The organism is Photobacterium makurazakiensis, assembly GCF_050336715.1.
GTDB classification, from domain to species: domain Bacteria; phylum Pseudomonadota; class Gammaproteobacteria; order Enterobacterales; family Vibrionaceae; genus Photobacterium; species Photobacterium makurazakiensis.
This window is the reverse complement of record NZ_JAKJSJ010000046.1, coordinates 1-18,522: the sequence shown is the minus strand read 5'-3', so window position 1 is coordinate 18,522 and position 18,522 is coordinate 1. Positions and strand designations below refer to the sequence as shown.

Annotated in this window: 19 protein-coding genes; 8 read left to right on the top strand and 11 right to left on the bottom strand. The window is 40.9% G+C overall.

Translation table 11 applies throughout. From position 1 onward, the window contains the following. The first annotated feature begins 125 nt into the window (after nucleotides 1–125). Entirely contained in the window at nucleotides 126–1,640 is a 1,515-nt protein-coding gene (locus L4D09_RS19485) for a peptide MFS transporter (RefSeq protein ID WP_428459193.1), read from the top strand. A gap of 68 nt (nucleotides 1,641–1,708) precedes the next feature. Here L4D09_RS19485 and L4D09_RS19480 read toward each other — a convergent pair whose 3' ends face one another. Then, nucleotides 1,709–3,163 carry a multiheme c-type cytochrome gene (locus tag L4D09_RS19480; protein WP_428459192.1) on the bottom strand — a complete coding sequence of 485 codons (1,455 nt, stop codon included), beginning with the start codon at nucleotides 3,161–3,163 and terminating at the stop codon, nucleotides 1,709–1,711. A gap of 209 nt (nucleotides 3,164–3,372) precedes the next feature. Between L4D09_RS19480 and L4D09_RS19475 the strand changes: the two genes are divergently transcribed. Further along, nucleotides 3,373–3,741 carry a spore gernimation protein gene (locus tag L4D09_RS19475; RefSeq protein WP_428459191.1) on the top strand — a complete coding sequence of 123 codons (369 nt, stop codon included), beginning with the start codon at nucleotides 3,373–3,375 and terminating at the stop codon, nucleotides 3,739–3,741. A 27-nt stretch (nucleotides 3,742–3,768) separates the two neighbouring features. Here the strand turns inward: L4D09_RS19475 and L4D09_RS19470 are convergent, their stop codons facing one another. Continuing rightward, nucleotides 3,769–4,167, bottom strand: a complete 399-nt coding sequence (locus L4D09_RS19470; RefSeq protein ID WP_428459190.1) for a nitrous oxide-stimulated promoter family protein — start codon at nucleotides 4,165–4,167, stop codon at nucleotides 3,769–3,771. 240 nt (nucleotides 4,168–4,407) lie between these two features. Between L4D09_RS19470 and L4D09_RS19465 the strand changes: the two genes are divergently transcribed. Both L4D09_RS19465 and L4D09_RS19460 read left to right on the top strand, forming a co-directional pair. Beyond that, nucleotides 4,408–4,701 carry a hypothetical protein gene (locus L4D09_RS19465; protein ID WP_036826689.1) on the top strand — a complete coding sequence of 98 codons (294 nt, stop codon included), beginning with the start codon at nucleotides 4,408–4,410 and terminating at the stop codon, nucleotides 4,699–4,701. Nucleotides 4,702–5,014: 313 nt separating this feature from the next. Continuing rightward, the gene (locus tag L4D09_RS19460; protein WP_428459189.1) at nucleotides 5,015–5,659 is read left to right on the top strand and encodes a thiopurine S-methyltransferase; all 645 of its coding nucleotides are present in this window, start codon (nucleotides 5,015–5,017) and stop codon (nucleotides 5,657–5,659) included. A 99-nt stretch (nucleotides 5,660–5,758) separates the two neighbouring features. On the opposite strand, the gene purT is transcribed toward L4D09_RS19460, so the two are convergent. After that, nucleotides 5,759–6,934 carry a formate-dependent phosphoribosylglycinamide formyltransferase gene (gene purT, locus L4D09_RS19455; RefSeq protein WP_428459188.1) on the bottom strand — a complete coding sequence of 392 codons (1,176 nt, stop codon included), beginning with the start codon at nucleotides 6,932–6,934 and terminating at the stop codon, nucleotides 5,759–5,761. A 320-nt stretch (nucleotides 6,935–7,254) separates the two neighbouring features. On the opposite strand from purT, the gene L4D09_RS19450 reads away from it, so the two are divergent. After that, nucleotides 7,255–7,659 carry a hypothetical protein gene (locus L4D09_RS19450; protein WP_428459187.1) on the top strand — a complete coding sequence of 135 codons (405 nt, stop codon included), beginning with the start codon at nucleotides 7,255–7,257 and terminating at the stop codon, nucleotides 7,657–7,659. A 124-nt stretch (nucleotides 7,660–7,783) separates the two neighbouring features. Here L4D09_RS19450 and L4D09_RS19445 read toward each other — a convergent pair whose 3' ends face one another. From L4D09_RS19445 to sbcB, 8 genes are all read right to left on the bottom strand, one after another. After that, complete coding sequence (locus L4D09_RS19445) at nucleotides 7,784–8,758, bottom strand: TAXI family TRAP transporter solute-binding subunit (protein WP_428459225.1); 975 nt, start codon at nucleotides 8,756–8,758, stop codon at nucleotides 7,784–7,786. Nucleotides 8,759–8,841: 83 nt separating this feature from the next. Further along, complete coding sequence (locus L4D09_RS19440) at nucleotides 8,842–9,426, bottom strand: sugar O-acetyltransferase (RefSeq protein WP_428459186.1); 585 nt, start codon at nucleotides 9,424–9,426, stop codon at nucleotides 8,842–8,844. 211 nt (nucleotides 9,427–9,637) lie between these two features. Continuing rightward, nucleotides 9,638–10,519: a DMT family transporter gene (locus L4D09_RS19435; protein WP_428459185.1), complete on the bottom strand. Its 882-nt coding sequence runs from the start codon at nucleotides 10,517–10,519 to the stop codon at nucleotides 9,638–9,640. A 137-nt stretch (nucleotides 10,520–10,656) separates the two neighbouring features. Then, nucleotides 10,657–11,544 carry a cytidine deaminase gene (cdd, locus tag L4D09_RS19430; RefSeq protein WP_428459184.1) on the bottom strand — a complete coding sequence of 296 codons (888 nt, stop codon included), beginning with the start codon at nucleotides 11,542–11,544 and terminating at the stop codon, nucleotides 10,657–10,659. A 188-nt stretch (nucleotides 11,545–11,732) separates the two neighbouring features. Beyond that, nucleotides 11,733–12,413, bottom strand: a complete 681-nt coding sequence (locus tag L4D09_RS19425) for a CidB/LrgB family autolysis modulator (RefSeq protein ID WP_428459183.1) — start codon at nucleotides 12,411–12,413, stop codon at nucleotides 11,733–11,735. Next, nucleotides 12,410–12,751 (bottom strand): CidA/LrgA family protein, encoded by a 342-nt coding sequence (locus L4D09_RS19420; RefSeq protein WP_428459182.1) that lies wholly within the window; start codon nucleotides 12,749–12,751, stop codon nucleotides 12,410–12,412. The genes L4D09_RS19425 and L4D09_RS19420 overlap by 4 nt, the downstream gene beginning before the upstream one ends. A gap of 84 nt (nucleotides 12,752–12,835) precedes the next feature. Continuing rightward, the gene (locus tag L4D09_RS19415; protein WP_428459181.1) at nucleotides 12,836–13,354 is read right to left on the bottom strand and encodes a winged helix-turn-helix domain-containing protein; all 519 of its coding nucleotides are present in this window, start codon (nucleotides 13,352–13,354) and stop codon (nucleotides 12,836–12,838) included. Between the two features lie 231 nt (nucleotides 13,355–13,585). Continuing rightward, the gene (gene sbcB, locus L4D09_RS19410) at nucleotides 13,586–15,007 is read right to left on the bottom strand and encodes an exodeoxyribonuclease I (RefSeq protein ID WP_428459180.1); all 1,422 of its coding nucleotides are present in this window, start codon (nucleotides 15,005–15,007) and stop codon (nucleotides 13,586–13,588) included. Between the two features lie 535 nt (nucleotides 15,008–15,542). Between sbcB and L4D09_RS19405 the strand changes: the two genes are divergently transcribed. From L4D09_RS19405 to L4D09_RS19395, 3 genes are all read left to right on the top strand, one after another. Further along, complete coding sequence (locus L4D09_RS19405; RefSeq protein ID WP_428459179.1) at nucleotides 15,543–16,079, top strand: tyrosine-type recombinase/integrase; 537 nt, start codon at nucleotides 15,543–15,545, stop codon at nucleotides 16,077–16,079. Nucleotides 16,080–16,614: 535 nt separating this feature from the next. After that, on the top strand, nucleotides 16,615–17,193 hold the full coding sequence (locus L4D09_RS19400) for a class I SAM-dependent methyltransferase (protein WP_428459178.1): 579 nt from the start codon (nucleotides 16,615–16,617) through the stop codon (nucleotides 17,191–17,193). A gap of 245 nt (nucleotides 17,194–17,438) precedes the next feature. Beyond that, nucleotides 17,439–18,522, top strand: a 1,084-nt coding sequence (locus L4D09_RS19395; RefSeq protein ID WP_428459177.1) for a hypothetical protein, incomplete at its 3' end; no start/stop codon positions are given.

The window sequence follows — 18,522 nt, the reverse complement described above, 5'->3', positions numbered from 1 at the left end:
ACCTCACATAAAAGCAATTTTTCACGTTAATCAATGTGTTTCTATGCGGTTTGTTGCACTTGATCTCAGTATTAACGGTTGCTCAATGCTAGTTTTTGCAGTGCATTGTATTGAAGGAGTATATCATGCAAGATGCAAACACTAGATTCCCTTTTATAGCTAGAGTGTTAATCTTAAGGCAGTTCCTGTGGGGAGCTGCTTTTTACGGTACATATGTACTACTAACTAAGTATTTTCTTGTTGAACTAAATTATAGCGAAGCCGATACCATTATGATGATGGGGGCATTTGGCGCTGTAGGACCAGTATTTTCAGCTGTTGGTGGCTTTGTTGCTGATCGATATATAGGTTCGTTTCGAGCGGTATATATAGGCTATACAACCTATACAGTTGGCTTTTTTATACTTGGGATAGGGGCAAGTAGCCTAAACATTCCATTAAGTATTTTTGCTATCGCCTTGATTGGTTATGCTAGGGGGCTTTCGGCAACAAGCCCAACGGTATTATTAGGCAATTCATATTCAAGCACGAATCGTGATGCTTTCCAGCAAGGTTTGACTGTAAACTATTCTATTAATAATTTAGGGTCGTTTGCTTCAAAATACCTTTTCCCTTTTCTTGTAGCGTTTCTTGCATACCGCGGTAATTTTTATATTGCTTCAGGTTTGATGTCTATTACGTTAGTACTTTTTGTACTATTCCGTGACCGCTTTATTGCAGTGGGTAATGACATTGACCGTCGTGCAGTAAGTTTGAAGGTATGGACTGCATTTTTTGCCGGTTCTGTGGTTATGTTGGGATTGGTTTTCTGGGTGTTTTCGAATTTAGATGCTGGTAAATATTTATTATACGCCTTGGGATTCAGCGCAATTGGCTATTTCATTTTTGAGATAACTCGTGCAACCAAAGCGTTTCAATATAAGATGCTGGCTGTACTTATCATGATTTTCATTATGATCGTATTCTATTTTTACTACGGTCAAATGCTAACATCGATGAACATCTATGCGATAAACCTAATGGGAGACAGCTTACTTGGCTTTATTCCTATTCGCCCTGAATCAAACGCAGCGTTTAACCCACTATGGTGTTTTGTACTAGGTGGTCCGGTTATTTTCATTTATGGCTGGCTAGAGAAGAAAGGTTTCAATCCATCGATTCCAACTAAGTTCTCTGCTGCATTCTTGTTTAGTGCTATATCGTTTTCTTTATTAGGCTTATCAACCAACTTTGTTGGTGAATCAGGAAAAATCTCTGCTGATTGGATCTTATGGGTTCATTTCTTCCAGTCACTTGCTGAGTTGATTGTGGGTGCTTTGGGCGCTGGCTTTATTTTTGAAATGGTGCCGCGTTATTTGTCGGCGTTCGCGATTGGTTTGCGCTCTGTTGCACTTTCACTTAGTGGGATTCTAGCTGCGGTTATTTCGACACGCATCGCGTTACCGAAAGACCAAGTTCTTACGCAAGATATTATAGAGAATGTGTATGCAAGCTACTTCTTTAATCTTGCAATTATGGCTGTAGTCATGGTGTTTGTGACGCTGGCATTATCAAAAGTGATCACTAATTTGGTCCGTAAAGGTGAGGAATTAGAGCAACAGAATAAAGATGATGAGCAATCATTAACTGTTCAGCACTAATTATTACTTGAATATAAACAAGCGCCGGATAATACCGGCGCTTGTTTTTCAATTATGGGTTCTAAATGTTATTGATTACTTACGATAATCTTGCTGGTATCAAGCGATACCTCAGTTGAGGTAGATGTCATCTCAACAACATCCACTTTTAGTTTTCCTTCACCTAATAATTCATCGACTAATTTTTGTGAAAATGGCCAATATTTTAAAGTAGCACTTAACGTAATGTCTTGGTTAAGGTTATCGGGCATTAAGAAAGTATATTCAACGATAGAATAGCCTTTAGGCGGTATTCTGGTGTCAGATAATATTCTGTCGACTTCCCAAACATTAAGTTCTACGATATTTCCGTCAACATCACCGAGGGTAACTTTAAAATTACGCGTATTTTTTTCAGTATGCCCATCTTCGATAGCCCCTGAGCGATATATTAAGTTATCGTCAGGCGTGGATGCAGTGAAATCTATCCAAACTTCACGCCCTTCAGGAAAGCCAGTCGGTAATTTATGGCCAGCCCCAATATTTGTCACTTTAACTTTTACCGTTACAAGTTCACCCGCTTGAATTTTATTGGGTAAATCGACAAATTCTATTTTCGCAGCAGATCTCAACATAGAACGAGCTAACTCGGCACTTTCAGGTTCATTAAAGTAGTTATGTAAGGTTGAATTACCGCCGGTGAATTCATGGGAATAAATATGTTCACGTTCTTTACCCATAATGGCCGACTTACCTGGGTTACTACTGATCCCTGGGCCAGGCGTCATATGACAATCTTGGCAATGTATCCCTTGTTCGTTGTAAACACTCTCTTGCCATTCATCGTAGGTGCGCTCGATGGGGGTACTGTTGAATGGATGAGAGACATTATGGCAGGTAGAACAAAACTCTGAACGAGTATGCAAGTCAGAGTATTCAGTTTGATGATAAGGTGATGAAGCATCACGGCGAGGACCTAATTTAACGTGCTTTTGTTTATTCGGGCTAAGTACATAAGCACCATTATCCTGCCCCGTAATTCCAGTGATATTATGGCAAACTTCACAATTCACACCTGGCAAGTGTTCTTTCGTATCAATCATTTTTGCACTGCCATTCATACTCGTCATGCCGATAGGGCTATGGCAAGCGATACAGAAATTATCTATCTGCTGGTCGGTTGCTTTACTGGCTCGCTTAAATAAGGCTTGGTAAATGGGATCGTCCCATGAATTAGCCATAGCAGACCGTTTCCACTGTTGGTAAATTTCACTATGGCAACCTTGGCAAACCTCAGGTTTCTCAAACATATCTGGCGTGAGTGTTTTCCCACCTGTAGTGGCTCTAGATGGAAAGTAGGGCAGTGTTTCAGCTATTTCATCGGGAGATAGAATTTTATATGGCTTTATCCATTTTGTATCATGATGGACGTCTTGGGAATAACCAAAGGGTGTCAGTAAAAAAGATAACAAAAATAGTAAAACATGAATTTTCCTACTGACTAGCTCTGTAGTTAGGGTGTATTGGCTACCATTTGATGTCATGATTTTATCCATACCTATGTCTAATAACCTAGCGATAAGAGTATAGAGAAGGCAACTTTGAGACGGTGTCACGAAAACAAAAAATAAGCGCATAAAAAGTCTGGTTATGTGCCGCGATCCACGAGATAGCGAGCGATATAGAGAACAGCGTTGCAGCTCTGTTTTCTTTCACTTTATAATCAGTAAAAATAAGAATTAAGGAGAATAGTGTGAAGCAAGGAATGAAAGCTGGGATAGTATTTCTACTGTTAGCCTTCGTTACGGGCTGTAGTGAAGAACTGCAATTGGTAACGACGCCAATACAAAACGTCGAGAAAATACAGGTTACTGCCAATACTCTTGATGTTTATTGCGTAACGGGCATTTGTAAATTTGAATTATCAGCCAATATGGAAACTCAAATAACAGTCAATATGCACTACAGTGACACAAAAACCTTCGAAAAAATTGAGGGCGTGAGTGTGACTGGAAAAATGGGTTCGACAGTTAAGGTTGTCGATGAAAACACATTTGAAATGGCATTAGCGGGTAGTGATGCCATTTCTAAAATTCAAGTTGTCGATTATTACCGAAATTGATATCAGTGGCTGGTGCTTTAAAATACTCTATTTAGAGCGCGCCTGAGCAGTACGTTTATGCCGATTAGACGCATTTGCTGGTGGTTTGGGATCAACGACTTTCTTGCCAGCCAGTAAGTGCTTAATCGCCAAAACCGGGTGTTTGAATATCATTTTTGGCCCAGCGTAAAGCATGATGGCTTTAGAACGTGCTTTATAGTCAGGTTTATAGCAATGAATTGGGCACAGTTTACAAGTCGGCTTGTTGTTGCCATATGGACAGCGATCTAGTCGAGTATAGGCATAGTCTAAAAAGTCGTCACATTCGCTACAAGACGTAGTTTGATCATGGTGAGCTTTACAGTAAATGTTTACCATGGCTTTTATGGTCTTAAACTCCACGTTTAAATTGGAGTAAAGAAGGTCGCAATTTACTTGTTTTTTCATTGGTTCACCTTCTCAATGAATGGCTGAAAATGTAGGAAAAACCATAAAGGTATATTTGTAATGTAACTTCTTTTGGTGCATTAAAACATGACATATATCGTTATTTGCATGGTTAAAATGGTAGATATTGTTAATAGAACGAAAAAAACATACAAATATGCCAATAATCAGCCCTGTATGGGTTGATTTCATTGGTGTGTAGCAGTAGTATCCGCACCTCTTTTTTTGTGGTGGTGTACTATGAGCAGATTTGAATGCCTAGAAAGAATTGTCGACGAATACCGTAAGAAAGTTCGTGACGCGGAGTTTAATAAACAGAATGACAGTGAAGTCGCTAAAGTGTTGGTTCTGCTTGTTGGAAACTCTATGTTCAACTTGGCAGATGAATTTGCAGATTGGGTGAATCGTGGTGGCGATCGTAGCTACGGCGGTAAGTTTTTTGTTTCTAAGCAACTTATGACGTTGTTAGAGCCTGTGACTTTCCGTGGTGTGACGGTACGTCGAGACTCGATTAAGTTATTCCGAATTTCATAATTCCGATGACCCAATATCGTTTATTCAATGACTCTCATAGAAAGAAAAGTTGAAGAACAGATTTTAATTGGTTTTTAGCAATAAAAACCAATTAGCAAAAAAGGATGCTTAGGCATCTTTTTTTGTATCCAAAGCTCTCCAAGCTCGTTATTTGAACGTTTTGGCTGAAATGCGAACTTGGGGTGGAGTGTGATGAAAAAACACCTTAGATGAGGCTCTGGGCGCTTTAATAGGCCTTCAAACTTGTCTGAAGTAGGGTGCTTTGGTATAACTCAGGCATAAGACAGTCAGTCACATAAAGAGATAAGAATAAATGGATGCAGAATTTTGGCATAGCCGCTGGGCAGAAAACCGAATAGGTTTCCACCTTGATGACATCAACCCTGCTTTAACGAAATATTGGTCACAGGTGAATGCGAACCGAGATGACGTTGTATTTGTCCCTATGTGTGGCAAATCGGTCGATCTTACATGGTTGGCTGAAAAGCATAACAAAGTGATTGGTGTTGAGCTGAGTGATATTGCTGTACGCACCTTTTTTACTGAGCATTTTTATACCCCAATGGTAACAACGCTTGGTAACCACCAAACCTTGTATGAATTTGATGAAATCAGTATTTACTGTGGCGACTTCTTTTCAACGCAAATAGATCCAGCCGATGTGGTTTATGACCGTGCAGCGTTGATTGCAATGCCTGAGTCAATGCGTAAATTGTATGTAGAAAAGCTTCTGTCGTTGGTTAAGCCTGGTGGGCGTATTTTATTGGTTACTCTCGATTACCCACAAAATGAAATGGATGGCCCTCCATTCTCTGTACCAAGCATGGACGTTGATGCGTTGTTTACCAACTGTAAGATCACCCATTTGGGACGTTACGATGCTGGTGAGACGCACCCACGCCGTCAGCGTGGTCTTACACGTTTTGCAGAAGAAGTATGGTTGATTGAAGTTAACTAATGCCCGACATGGCTTCTGGGCGGCCTCTTTAAAGTAATAAAAAAGGAGCTTAAGCTCCTTTTTTAATTCGTGTTGAACTTAATATGACGTTGTAATGAACTAGAAGATAACGTTAATGTCTGCTGCTGTAGCGACTGAATCTTCAATTGCTTGTTCCACACTGTCACGTCGGGTTAAAGCAACACCTAAGCGACGTCGGCCATTGATTTCAGGTTTTGCAAACAAGCGTACTTGCGTATTAGGACGTGCAAGCGCAGCGGTTAAATTATCAAAACGAATATTGCTTGATACACCTTCTGCAAGAACAACCGCAGATGCTGATGGGCCGAATTGATTGATCGAGTGAATAGGTAAGCCAAGGAAAGCGCGTACGTGAAGAGCAAACTCAGATAGCTCTTGAGAAATAAGCGTTACCATACCTGTGTCATGTGGGCGAGGGGATACTTCACTGAACAGAACCTCATCGCCTTTCACGAATAGCTCAACACCAAATAGGCCATAGCCGCCTAACGCGTTAACAACCTTCTCGGCAACATCTTGTGCAGCCTTTAAAGCGGCTTCAGACATTTGTTGTGGCTGCCATGACTCGCGATAATCACCATCTTCTTGTCGGTGACCAATTGGCGCACAGAAATGAATGCCATCTACCGCTCGTACTGTTAGAAGGGTAATTTCATAGTCGAACTCGACAAAACCTTCAACAATGACACGTCCAGCGCCCGCGCGGCCCCCTTCTTGTGCATATTGCCATGCAGTTTCAATGTCTGCTGGTGTTTTGATTACACTTTGACCTTTGCCCGATGAACTCATGATTGGCTTAACAACACAAGGTGTGCCAATACGTTCCACAGAAGCCGCAAAGTCGTCAAACTGATCAGAGAACTCGTAAGGTGAGGTTGGAATAGATAGGTCTTCAGCGGCTAAGCGACGAATACCTTCACGATTCATGGTCAGTTTAGTGGCATTTGCTGTTGGTACGACATTTAGGCCATCTCGTTCAAGCTCTACTAATGTCTCTGTTGCAATTGCTTCGATCTCAGGCACCACATAATGTGGCTTTTCAAGTTCAATAACATGTTTTAATGCTTCGCTGTCAAGCATATCAATGACATGGCTACGATGTGCAACTTGCATAGCTGGTGCGTTAGCGTAACGATCTATGGCAATAACTTCTAGACCAAGGCGTTGGCATTCAATCGCGACTTCTTTACCTAACTCACCAGAACCAAGAAGCAGCACACGTGTAGCATTTAGACTTGTTGCAGACCCTAACATCGAATTTCCTTACTGGGTGTAGTCAAATTACCTAGAATCATACAGTATTTTTACACTCGCGCAAACGTTTGCTATTTATGGGGGGAGCAATCTTTTTCCCCATTTTTTCATTGGTTAACCTCAATCATGATTAGCGAATAATTAAGCGGCACTTTACGCTTTTTTGCGTAAAAACCATTCGCACTCATCACTGGCACTTCTATTAAACACCGTTCATAATTTGTCAAAGTTATGTCATATCTGCCTAGTCAGGCTCGAAATTTGGGAACTTTCTCGTTAAGTTACTACCAATTTCGTCTGAATAGAGCAGTAGTATCGTCATGAAAAAAGCGTTAATTGGCTTAGGTTTATTATGTGCATTACCAATCCAGGCACAGGCTTCACAAGCTTTGGGTATGTTTTTTGGTAGTCCAATGTCCGGTATTCAGTATAAGCACCATGATTTACGCTTCTCATTGGGTATTGATGATTTTGGTTTGGCTTTCGATAAGACATTTAATTTAGGATCACTTACTAATGACCCAGGTATGAATAACTTGTATACATTCGTCGGTGCTCAGTATGTCGATAAGAAGCATAATAAGTTAGGTGTACGTGGCGGTGTTGGCTTTGAAGTACCAGTTAACAGTTTTGAGTTTTATGGCGAAGTGGGCCCAACGTTATATGTTGTTGAAGATGTCAATTTAGAGTTGGAAGGCCAATTAGGCTTTAGGTTTCGCTTCTAGTGATGCCAATCGTTGTTATAGGATGCTGTTATAGGTAATAGAGGCGCCGATATTTAATGGCAATCATTATAGTGTCTATCAGGCTGCAATCGCCTGATAGACTAAAATATTATCCAGATTGGTATTATTTTTCTTTGATTAACCCTGCTTCTTCATAATATTGCCTAGCACCGTCATGCAAAGGTGCAGAGAGCCCATCTGTCGTCATTTCAGCTTTGTTTAAATGGGCAAAGGCAGGGTGTAATTTTTTAAATGTATCAARGTCGGTAAATACAGATTTGACGACTTGATAAATAAGCTGTTTATCCACGGCTGCTGAAGACACAAATGTTGCCCCTACGCCAAATGTTTTCACATCGTTTTCTGATCCTTTGTACATGCCCCCTGGTACAGTTGCGACCCGATAGAAATCATTTTCATTGACCAGCTTGTCAACAACAGGACCAGCGACTTCCACTATTACGCTATCGCAAGATGTTGTCGCTTCTTTAATTGCACCGCTAGGGTGGCCTACGGTATAAACCATGGCGTCGATTTTATTGTCGCAAAGTGCCTTCGATTGTTCAGAAGCTTTGAGTTCAGCAACCAAAGTAAAATCTTTTTCAGTCCAGCCTAGTGCCGCCATAAGCACTTCCATGGTGCCACGCTGACCTGAGCCCGGATTACCAATATTGACGCGTTTACCTTTAAGATCAGCAAATGTTTTAATGCCGGAATCAGCCCGAGCTACAACCGTAAAAGGTTCTGGGTGAATAGAGAATACCGAGCGAAGCGATTTAAACGGGCCTTTAGATTCAAATTTACTGGTTCCGTTATAGGCGTGATATTGCCAATCGGATTGAGCAATCCCCAAATCTAACTCGCCAGCCCGAATCGTATTGATGTTGTAAATTGATCCACCCGTTGACTCAACCGAGCATCTTATACCATGGTCTTTTCGGTCTTTGTTAACTAAGCGACATATGGCGCCGCCAGTTGGGTAGTAAACACCTGTTACACCACCAGTACCTATGGTAATGAATGACTCTGACAAAGCAGCCGGTGCAAATAAAAATACGCTAGCACTAATTAAAGAGGTTACCCAAGTGCGTATAGTCATCATTATGTTTCCGTCTAAACAAATATTATGACCTTGTATTTTAGTTGCTTATCCGCTTGCTCTTTGTCATGCATATAAGAAAATTACTGATGACAGGCTTTATCGCTTTCTGTGATAGCCCTAATAGCCACAGCAGGAGAACCGACACACACTGAGTTCGACGGCAAATCTTTAACCACAACGCTACCAGCGCCCACAACAACGTTATCGCCAATGGTGACCCCAGGGCATACCGACACATTAGCACCAAGCCAAACGTCATGACCAATTGTGATTGCTTTTGCGTATTCATCGCCCCTAGCTCGAGCAATGGGATCCAAAGGGTGGCCAGGGGTCGCTATAACAACATTTGGGCCGAATAAACAATTATCACCAATTGATACTGCTGCGCCATCTAAGATCACGCAGCCATGATTACTGTAGAAGTTTGAGCCCAGTTTTATGTTGTAGCCGTAATCACAATAAAATGGCGGCTCTACCCATGCATCGGTTGAATACCCGATAATTTGGGATAGCAATTCTTGCTGTGACGTTCTATCTGTCGGGCATGTTTGAGATATTTGAAAGCATAACTTTTTGGCTTTGTTTCTATCTTCCGTTAGCTCCTCATCCCAAGAAATATAAGGAATGCCGGCAAGTAATTTTTGCTTTTCTGTTAGTTTTGTCATAGTGCCCTCGCTGTAGAAACGTTTCGACTGGCAAGTCTAACATGAGAAAAAAAACGGCTCAACTCGTTAGGAATTAATGGAAAGGCTCACAGTTGAAATGAAAGTGTTAGGGGGGACGCTCGGCTTCATCATGGTGTAAAGCCTCGCACTCAGTACTTCATCGAAGAGTAGAGTGCGAGGCTTTACTTTGGTGCACTGTAATACAGAACACTTACCGAGAGATTTTCTTGTTTTCCCATTGGGTAATGAATGCGACAGAAGCAATAATAATTGCTGCGCCAAGCCATAAACGCCCTGGTGGCACCCAGCTGAATACTACCCAGCCAGCAAGTACATTGAGCGGTAGTTTTGCATGGTCAAAGGGTTGCACAAAAGAAGCATCTGCAACCGCATAGGCTTTTGCAATCGCCCATTGTGCAAGGGCGGTGAGCAGACCTGCACCAAATAATAAAACCCAAGTAAGCCCAGTGCTTGGCATGGTAAAGCTCGGAACAGCAAGGAAGACATTAAACGGTGTGATTAAGATCAGTAAGTAAACCACTATGGTGGTCGGAGAATCATGCGCTGACATCTTTTTGACCATCAGTGAATAGGCAGCCCAGAAAAAAGCAGCACCGACGGGTAGTAATGTTGCCCAATTAAAACCATCTCCCCATGGTTCTAGAATAATCATGGCACCAATGAAGCCGCTTAACGTCGCCACCCAGCGTGCTTTGCCAACAGTTTCTTTTAGGAAGATACCCGATCCAATGGTTGCAAACAGTGGTGATGTCATTAATAACGCAATACCTTGCCAAATTGGTACAGGGTAAGCTAACGCCCATAGCCATAACTGGATGCCTATAACTGAAAGAAAGACCCTAAAACAGTGCATACCAAAGTATTCTGTTTTTAGTGCGTTTCGCAGCCCCAGTTTTGTGAGCCAAGGGAAGATAGCAACGAGCGCAATAAAATACTGAAAGAAAGCAACAGTGGTAGATGGAATGTGCAGAATCATGCTGACGTATTGCGCCATGCTGTTGACTAAGGCGAAGGCCAAACCTGCAATAAGCATCCAGCTAGCGCCTTGGATCGGGTTATGTTGATGTGACATGCTTTAAAATAATTAGTTAACTTTCGAAAAATCATACACCTGCTTACTAGATGAAGATACAAGATATTTCTTTTATTGATAATAAAAAACCGCCGAAATGGCGGTTTAAAATCGTCATGCTGTTTTAAACGCAATGTTTAAATTGCAACGTAAGTCAGCGGTACATCCGGGTTTAGTGCTTCAAGAGTTGTTTGCGTGTCAGATAGGTGGCTAATTGTACTATCAGCTTTTTCAACCAAAGCAACTTCTGTAATTTCAGATAGCGGATAACCCGCCATGTTCATATTAACCAATGCGACTTGAAGCGGTGGTAGGCTAGGGTTGAAAGCCGCATTTTCGGCATACATACCAATAAAGGTTTGACCGTCGCTTGCTTTCAGCGCTACACCGCTAAAGTTTTTGGTATAAGGCGCATGTGCACGGTTTGCTGCTTGGCAGGCTAATTTAACCAGCGCTTCATCTGCTTCGGTTGTCATACCGTGGTTTACCGTAGAAAGTAGCGCATCAGTAATGTTCAAGTCAGCAGGGCCAAATGATTCAGGCAGATATTCTTGAAGCGTTTTTTCTGCTCGTTCTGGTAATTGAACAATAAGTTCGTTTGCCGTTGTTAACTCATTCATGAACTGGCGACAGTGACCACAAGGACTGTAGTTGATGGTGATGTCTTTAATGCCCGTTTCACCTTTCACCCAAGCGTGGCTAATGGCTGATTGTTCGGCATGAATAGTTTGAGATAAACATGCGCCAACAAACTCCATGTTTGCGCCGAAATATAGCGTACCAGAAAGGCCACGAACAATGGCACCAACATAGAAATTAGAAATTGGTGCGACGGAATAAGCAGCGGCGAGAGGGAGTAAAGCGACACGTAATTCGCTGTCAGTCATTTGCGTTTGTGACAGGAGTTGAGTAAATACTTCAGAGCTCAGGGTGGCATCAAATGTCTCTGATTCTAATACGGGCTTAATCGCAGAAGCTAGATCAGCGGGTAGAGCGCCTAAAGCATCCATTACTTTAGTGTGCATGAGTTTTCACTCCGTCTTGTGTATGGAGAAATATTGTAGACTTAGCAATAAAATAATAGTGTGATCTGCATCTCATTTGTGATTCATTGTTTGCACTTGTTACACTATTGGGAGTCGGCTCACACGGTTTTAAATTTCTGAGTCTTTATTAATCAATACCTTACCTTTGTATTCGATTACCTACACAGTTATGCAAAAAGATAAACAATGGTAGGAAAAACAATGGGTGCCAAAATTGATGTAATAACGCCACAAATCACTAAAGCTAATGAGCTAAATGCTCCATCTTGGTAGTTTTCTTCTGCGGCTTTCGCTGTTCCAAGTGCATGAGAAACGGTGCCCATGGTTAACCCTTTTGCGATTGGCGCTTTAATACCGAGTAGTCGAAATAGTGGGTAGCCTAAAACAGCTCCAAATAAGCCTGCAATAATCACCATAATGGCTGCAACCGATGGGACACCGCCGACTTGATCAGCGACTGCCATTGCAATAGGGGTCGTAACCGATTTGGGTAAAATACTGGCTGTTAGTTCTAAATCAGCACCAAGTAATAATGCAATCCCTGCTCCTGTAAGCATAGACAAAACACTGCCGACGAAACAGGCTGAAAGAATGACTTTCCATTTTTGCCTAATTTGTGAAAGTTGCTCATAAAGCGGAAAAGCAAGGGCCACAACAGCGGGCTCTAATAGGGCGTTTAACCACTTATTTTGCTCAAAATAGGTTTCATAAGGTACCTCTAGCCACATGAGCAATGGAATGATAATCACAAGGCATATTAGCAACGGATTAACGATAGGGTGTTGAAGGTGCTTTGAGATATAGCGAGCAGTGTAAAAGACCACTAACGTGGTGAGTAGCCAGATCATTGCTTTTCCTTGTACTGCACAGTAAGACCAATCACAACAAAGACGATAATGCTACTGCCAAGCGTACTTAGTAAAATAGTTAATGCGTTGGTTTGTAAGAGATCGAGGTAATTGATTAGCCCAACACCCACCGGTACAAAAAGAAGTGCCATATGACGAATAAGGAAGTGACAGCCCTTCATCGTCCAATGTGCAGGAATTAAACCTATCGATAGCAAGGCGAAGAGCAATAACATACCGATAATGCTACCGGGTATGGCAAGCTGTGTGAGGTGTTGAATGCCTTTACCAATTATTAAGCAAACGAAGATGATGAAAAATGAACGTAGATACGCCATAGGGTCCTTCAATATTAGCAAACGACCCATTCATCATACAAAATAAACGTGATCTAAGCCACGTTTATTTGAATAGTGAGATGATTAATAATTAGAAACTAAAATGATGGCTAACCCAGCGGCTGCCAAAAGGAAAACAGAGATTTTATGCAGTAAGCTGTGTTTAACAATATGCTCAGTTGCCGTTTCGACGAACTCATCGTCTTCTGGTGGTGTTGGTTGTTTTATTTCTTTACTTTCATGTACTAAGCGGCATGACTTTTCAGGTAATGGCACTCTAAAACCATAGTGAGCAATAACCTCGATAGGGATAGCTGTTTGGCCGTCACGTTCCAGCTTTTGGTTTAACGATTTAAAAAGGGTATTAAGGTCATAATGGTTTGTGTTTGTATCTTCATAAGGGTCTAGTTGTGAAAAGGTCTTATCATAAAGTGGTTCTGCGCTGATCACTTCCCCAGCACTAAAACATAGTGCTTCCAGCAAGCGCGACTCATGCACAGTTAACGATGTTTCACTGCTATCTTTCCAAACTAACAAGTGTAAATCAGGCTCAAAATCGACTGTTTCAAAACGATAACAGCGAGTTAATGTTTTTGTTGTCATATCAACCACTTTAAATTCAACAACTCAAATCCATGAATGACAAACGATGAGTCCTTTATCCATTGAGTGTTGATGGTGTTGATAAGAATCGCAATCGCACCTTTGAGTATTTTGTCTTAATAAAAAGCCTCTTGGCAGTCGATGCGCAAGAGGCTAAGTAAAACATCAATATTTTCTATTGCTTACTGACAATATTTTATTTTAAAAAATATTGAGTCGTAGGCTGTTTATCTATACGAGAGACGCTACATAATCATACAAAGACTTTAAAATTTTCATCTTTTTTTCGTCGGATTGATGTTCCAGAGCAACCGCTTCTAAATTTTCCATGTATGCAGGTAAGTTAGATTCAAAAAAGTCCTGGCAGTGGTGTTTCCACTGTTGCTGTTCTTTGTAATCTAATGTCATCGGGTAGTGCCTTGCTCTATAGCGGAAAAGCAATGGTTTAATACGTTGGTCGCCAACATTGAGATCTAAACTACTTAAGGCCTCTGGTTGAGTATCTCGTATGATATCCATTGTAGAGCGATCAGCCGTTGAGAAAAAGCCATCGTATAGCATGCTATCTACATTCGTGTTTTCACCATAGTCACGTTCTTGGCTATAGATTTTCAGCAGCTTTTCACGAACCTCTGGGTGAGACTTCAGCACTTGAAGGTGCTTTAAGCACTGTTCACGATTAATACCAAGACGAGCGGCATCTTCTGCTTTCAAGGTTTTTGCTGGCGCGAGTACAGGGCACTTATTAAGGTGAACCAACTTTAATGGAATAGGTAATTCATCAGGGCCTAAATCAGAACGCTTAGTATAAAGTCGCTCAAGAATTTCGTCTGCGCTTAGTTCAAGTAATGGGGTTGGATCCATCGCCAAGTTAACAGTAATCACTGCATTCTTGTTATCTGGGTGCCATGCCATTGGCACAATCCAACTTGTGTTGCCACAGCCAACGCCAAACATGCCTGAGATGTGCACAAGTGGTGTCATTTCAGCAATATCAACCAACTCCTGTAACTTACGTTTGTGTCGTAGGTCGAACAGGTAGTTAAATAGCTTTGGTTGGTTTGTCTTCAATATTTTGGCAAGTTCAATGGTGGCGTATACATCAGCCATCGCATCATGCGCATTGGCGTGCTCAATACCATTGGCAACCGAAAGGTGCTCTAACTTAAAGCTTGGTAAATCATCTTCATTTGTCGGCCAATTAACGCCTTCAGGGCGTAAGGCAAAACAAGTACGCATAATATCCAGAAGATCCCAGCGAGAATTGTTGTTTTGCCAACTCCATGCGTAAGGGTCGAAGAAGTTGCGATAAAGCGTATAACGCGTTACCTCATCATCGAAGCGAATATTGTTGTAGCCAATTACACAGGTATTGGGCTTAGATAATTCAGCGTGAATGCGAGCAATGAACTCAGGCTCTGGCAACCCTTTTTCATGAGCTTCTTGCGGTGTAATCCCCGTGATTAGGCAAGCTTCTGGCGAAGGAAGGTAGTCAAGAGGCGGCTTACAGTAAATAACCAGTGGCTCGCCAATAACGTTAAGGTCCATATCCGTACGTACACCAGCAAACTGGCAAGGACGGTCAATCGACGGACTAGCGCCGAAGGTTTCATAATCTAGCCAAAACAGTGTTGGCTGATTTGTATCATTCATAGTCGTTTCCAGAAGCTATCGGTGAGTCATTTGTTGTTATTTTACAAAGGCTCATTAATGCACCAAGGATAGCTGTTAGTGTTAGAACTTATGTTAGTAAGTATCCCGCAACTTCCCTTAAAGAGGCAAGGCGGAAACATAAAATCATGCTTGAATTGAGAGAATCTGGCCGAAATCCATAAATTGCTAACGGGTTTGGAGGTAGCGGTGAGCAAGATTTCATCACTTTAGACGACTGTGTTAACTACTGGCTAAAATACTATATACCAAGCTTAAAAGAAGGTACTCAAGCACTCTATTACCCCCCTTCGCTAAAAATTACTTCCTTGGTACCTTCCCAGACAGAAACGTCGAAACCATACCCGCTAGGGGTGGATGCACACCTCTAGAAGAATGGTTAGATACAATAAGTGCTGAAAAGCCCAAAACAGCCAACTCAGTTTTTACCCAACTTCGTTCCTGCCTGAACTTCTGTAAAAGTAAATTCATTATTGAAAGAACAGATGTAGATCGGATTAAAAAGCAAAACGTTGGCATGAAGTCAGAGAATGGTACTCGTGTGCCTACTTGGTCTGAATTAGAACAAATATGGCTAGCGATGGAACGTAGCCGCGCAAGCACTGCCAACAAAACCCTTCATCAACTCACCATGCTATTGGGCAGTCGCCTTTCTGAACTCCGCCTCGCTCGCCGTTCCCACTTCGACATGAAAGCTGGCATTTGGACTGTTCCAAAAGAGCTGAGCAAAACCAACAAGCCAATTCGTCGCCCAATTCCAACAAAAGCCCGAGCCATATTAGAACGTGTAATGGAAAGCAGATTTATACAGAAGAAGGATGACGTGTTGTTCCCAGGGCAAAACCACAATACACCAATAACTATATCAGCCGCTAATTGCTATATACGCCGCATACGAGCCAACCTGCCACTAGAAGAGTGGCGTACTCACGATTTTAGGCGGTCGCTTTCTACAGGCGCCTCAGAACTTGGTGTGATGCCACACGTAGTAGAGAAGATGTTAGGCCATGAGCTGGGTGGGGTACTGGCTGTATACAACAGCATGATTGGTTAGATGAGCAGTTTGAAGGGTATGAGCTATATGCGAAGAAATTGTTTGATTATCTAGACAATAATGACGGTTAATACTTTCCAGAATGCCGTTCACGTGGTTTGATGGTTCTATTAATAGAGCGAACTCCATCGATAAACGCGAGAGAAGCGAAGTTGATTTGTATATTCGCCGAAACAGGAAGGTATATGAATCGAGTTCGTAGAATAAGATGTTATGGCTTTCTATAAAGTTTTAGGATATCTAGCATGTTTGAGTTTGTATTTGATAAATCAAGGATTGAAGCTTGGTTTAAGTGGTTAGAGGGGAATCAACAGGTAAATTTGCAAAAGTGCCTACCATTGAACTCTTAAAGCGGCTGCACCAACGAAACGAATATTTCATAAACAGCCATTTGCCCTTACGTGAAACGTTGTTACAGCAAACAGGTAGCAGCGAACTTAAACGTAAGTAGTTCCTTCAAGATCAGTATAAATAGCCAAAAGTAGGCTAATCCATGAGTGGCAGCCAGAAATTCGCGGAATAATCACCTTTTAATATGACTATTGAGTTTTACCAAAATAATGCTGATACCTTTTTTGACGGAACAGTGAATGTAGATATGACCCATATCTACCAAAAGTTTATTGAGAGCCTTCCTGCTGGGGCAACAATTCTTGATGCTGGGTGTGGTTCAGGAAGAGATACCAAAGCTTTCCTTGATATGGGATTTAAAGTTGATGCGATTGATGCTTCGAGTGAGATGGTTGAACGAGCCACTGCTCATACAGGTATTGACGTTCAACGGGCTCGTTTTGATGAGGTTGAAGTAGTTGAAAAGTACGATGGTATTTGGACTTGTGCCTCTTTGCTTCATGTCCCAGAAGTAGAGTTATTCGATACTCTAAATGTACTTGGTAAATCATTAAAGTCAGGAGGGGTATGGTATCTGTCGTTAAAGTATGGTGATTACCAGCGTGAAAAAGATGGTCGCCTGTTTACCGATCTCAATGAAGAGCTTTATGAAAATTTACTTCGACATCTCTCACAGTTTAAGTGTAAGCAGCTTTGGTTTACTGAGGGTTGCCGCCCTGGTCGTTCAGAGAGGTGGTTAAATGATATTTGGAAAAAGAAATAGTAATATTTTATCGTTTGCCATGTTAAGTATTATGGGTGCTTATTTTGGTACGTATTAACAGAGTGAATTTATTTTAAGTTATTGTTAATAATCATTTTTTATTGTTATAAATAGTGTTGGTATATTTCAATGACTCTAAGTGCTTCTGAACTATTCTCTTAGACTGGTTTTATGGTCACTAATATCTAAAATATCAGCATATGTTCTATAATTCTTGAAGCTTAGTTGGATCAAGGATATAGACAATGAGATATAAAGTGTTAATGGCACCGTTCACAGTGTTTATAATGTTGGAGTCTTTGGGGGCGAAAGCCGCAGATCTACAACTAGTAGGTAGAGTCTATGACCGAGATAATTCGAGAACATCAATAATCGATGCAGACCTTATCATTTCAGTCTCAGGTAAAGAGCCGGATGAATTAAATTATTCAGAGGAAAATGGGAAATATAATGCATTATCATATAACCGAAATGAGCCTATGGATGTTTATATCCATGCGACACATCCAGATTTCATATTACCGCAAGAAATAAAGTTCGAGACTGAAGAGTTTAGAGAAACAAAAAATATCAGATTGAAATATAAACCTGCTCTCGCGGAAGAATACTATAGTGAAGCTAGTGATCTCATGCTTTCTTCATCATCACCCAATGATATTGAGAAAGCTTTGCTGAGAACTAAAACCGCAATTGAGTTATCTCCACAGTCAAGGTATATATTATTTCAAGCTGATAATATAGGTAGATATTTATACAATAACAATGATCATAATAAATTACCTTCATATATTACAAATTTTTCAAAACTTGCTCCTGAAACTGAATTTTTTCAAAGTATGCCTAAGGCTATGAAATATGAATTTCTTTTGAAAATAGGACATGGTTTTTCGAGGGCAAAAGATTTAGAAAATTTAGCCGATAACTATAGGACGTACTTGAATTATTCAATAGAAGCCTTTGATGCAGCAATAAAATTAGATCCGACATTAGCAACAGCATATCAAGGTAAGTATCAATTACAGGGTAAGGTGGAGAATTACTTTGATGCAATTAGTACAATTGAAGTTTTTTTTGAAGTTAATAACCCTGTTAAATCAGAGAGAACTATAAAAGGTTTTTTGGTTGATTGGGCTACATACCTTAAAATGGCAACTCAAGTAAAAGGTAGCAATGAAGATATTAAACTTGTACAGTCTAATTCTGAATATTATTCATTATGGAAAAATTTTTATAATAGGTTAGAACAATATCAAGGCTACTTTAAATCGAAATCGATTAATGGAAATAAAAATCTTATTGATATACATAGATTAGCTTATGATATAATAC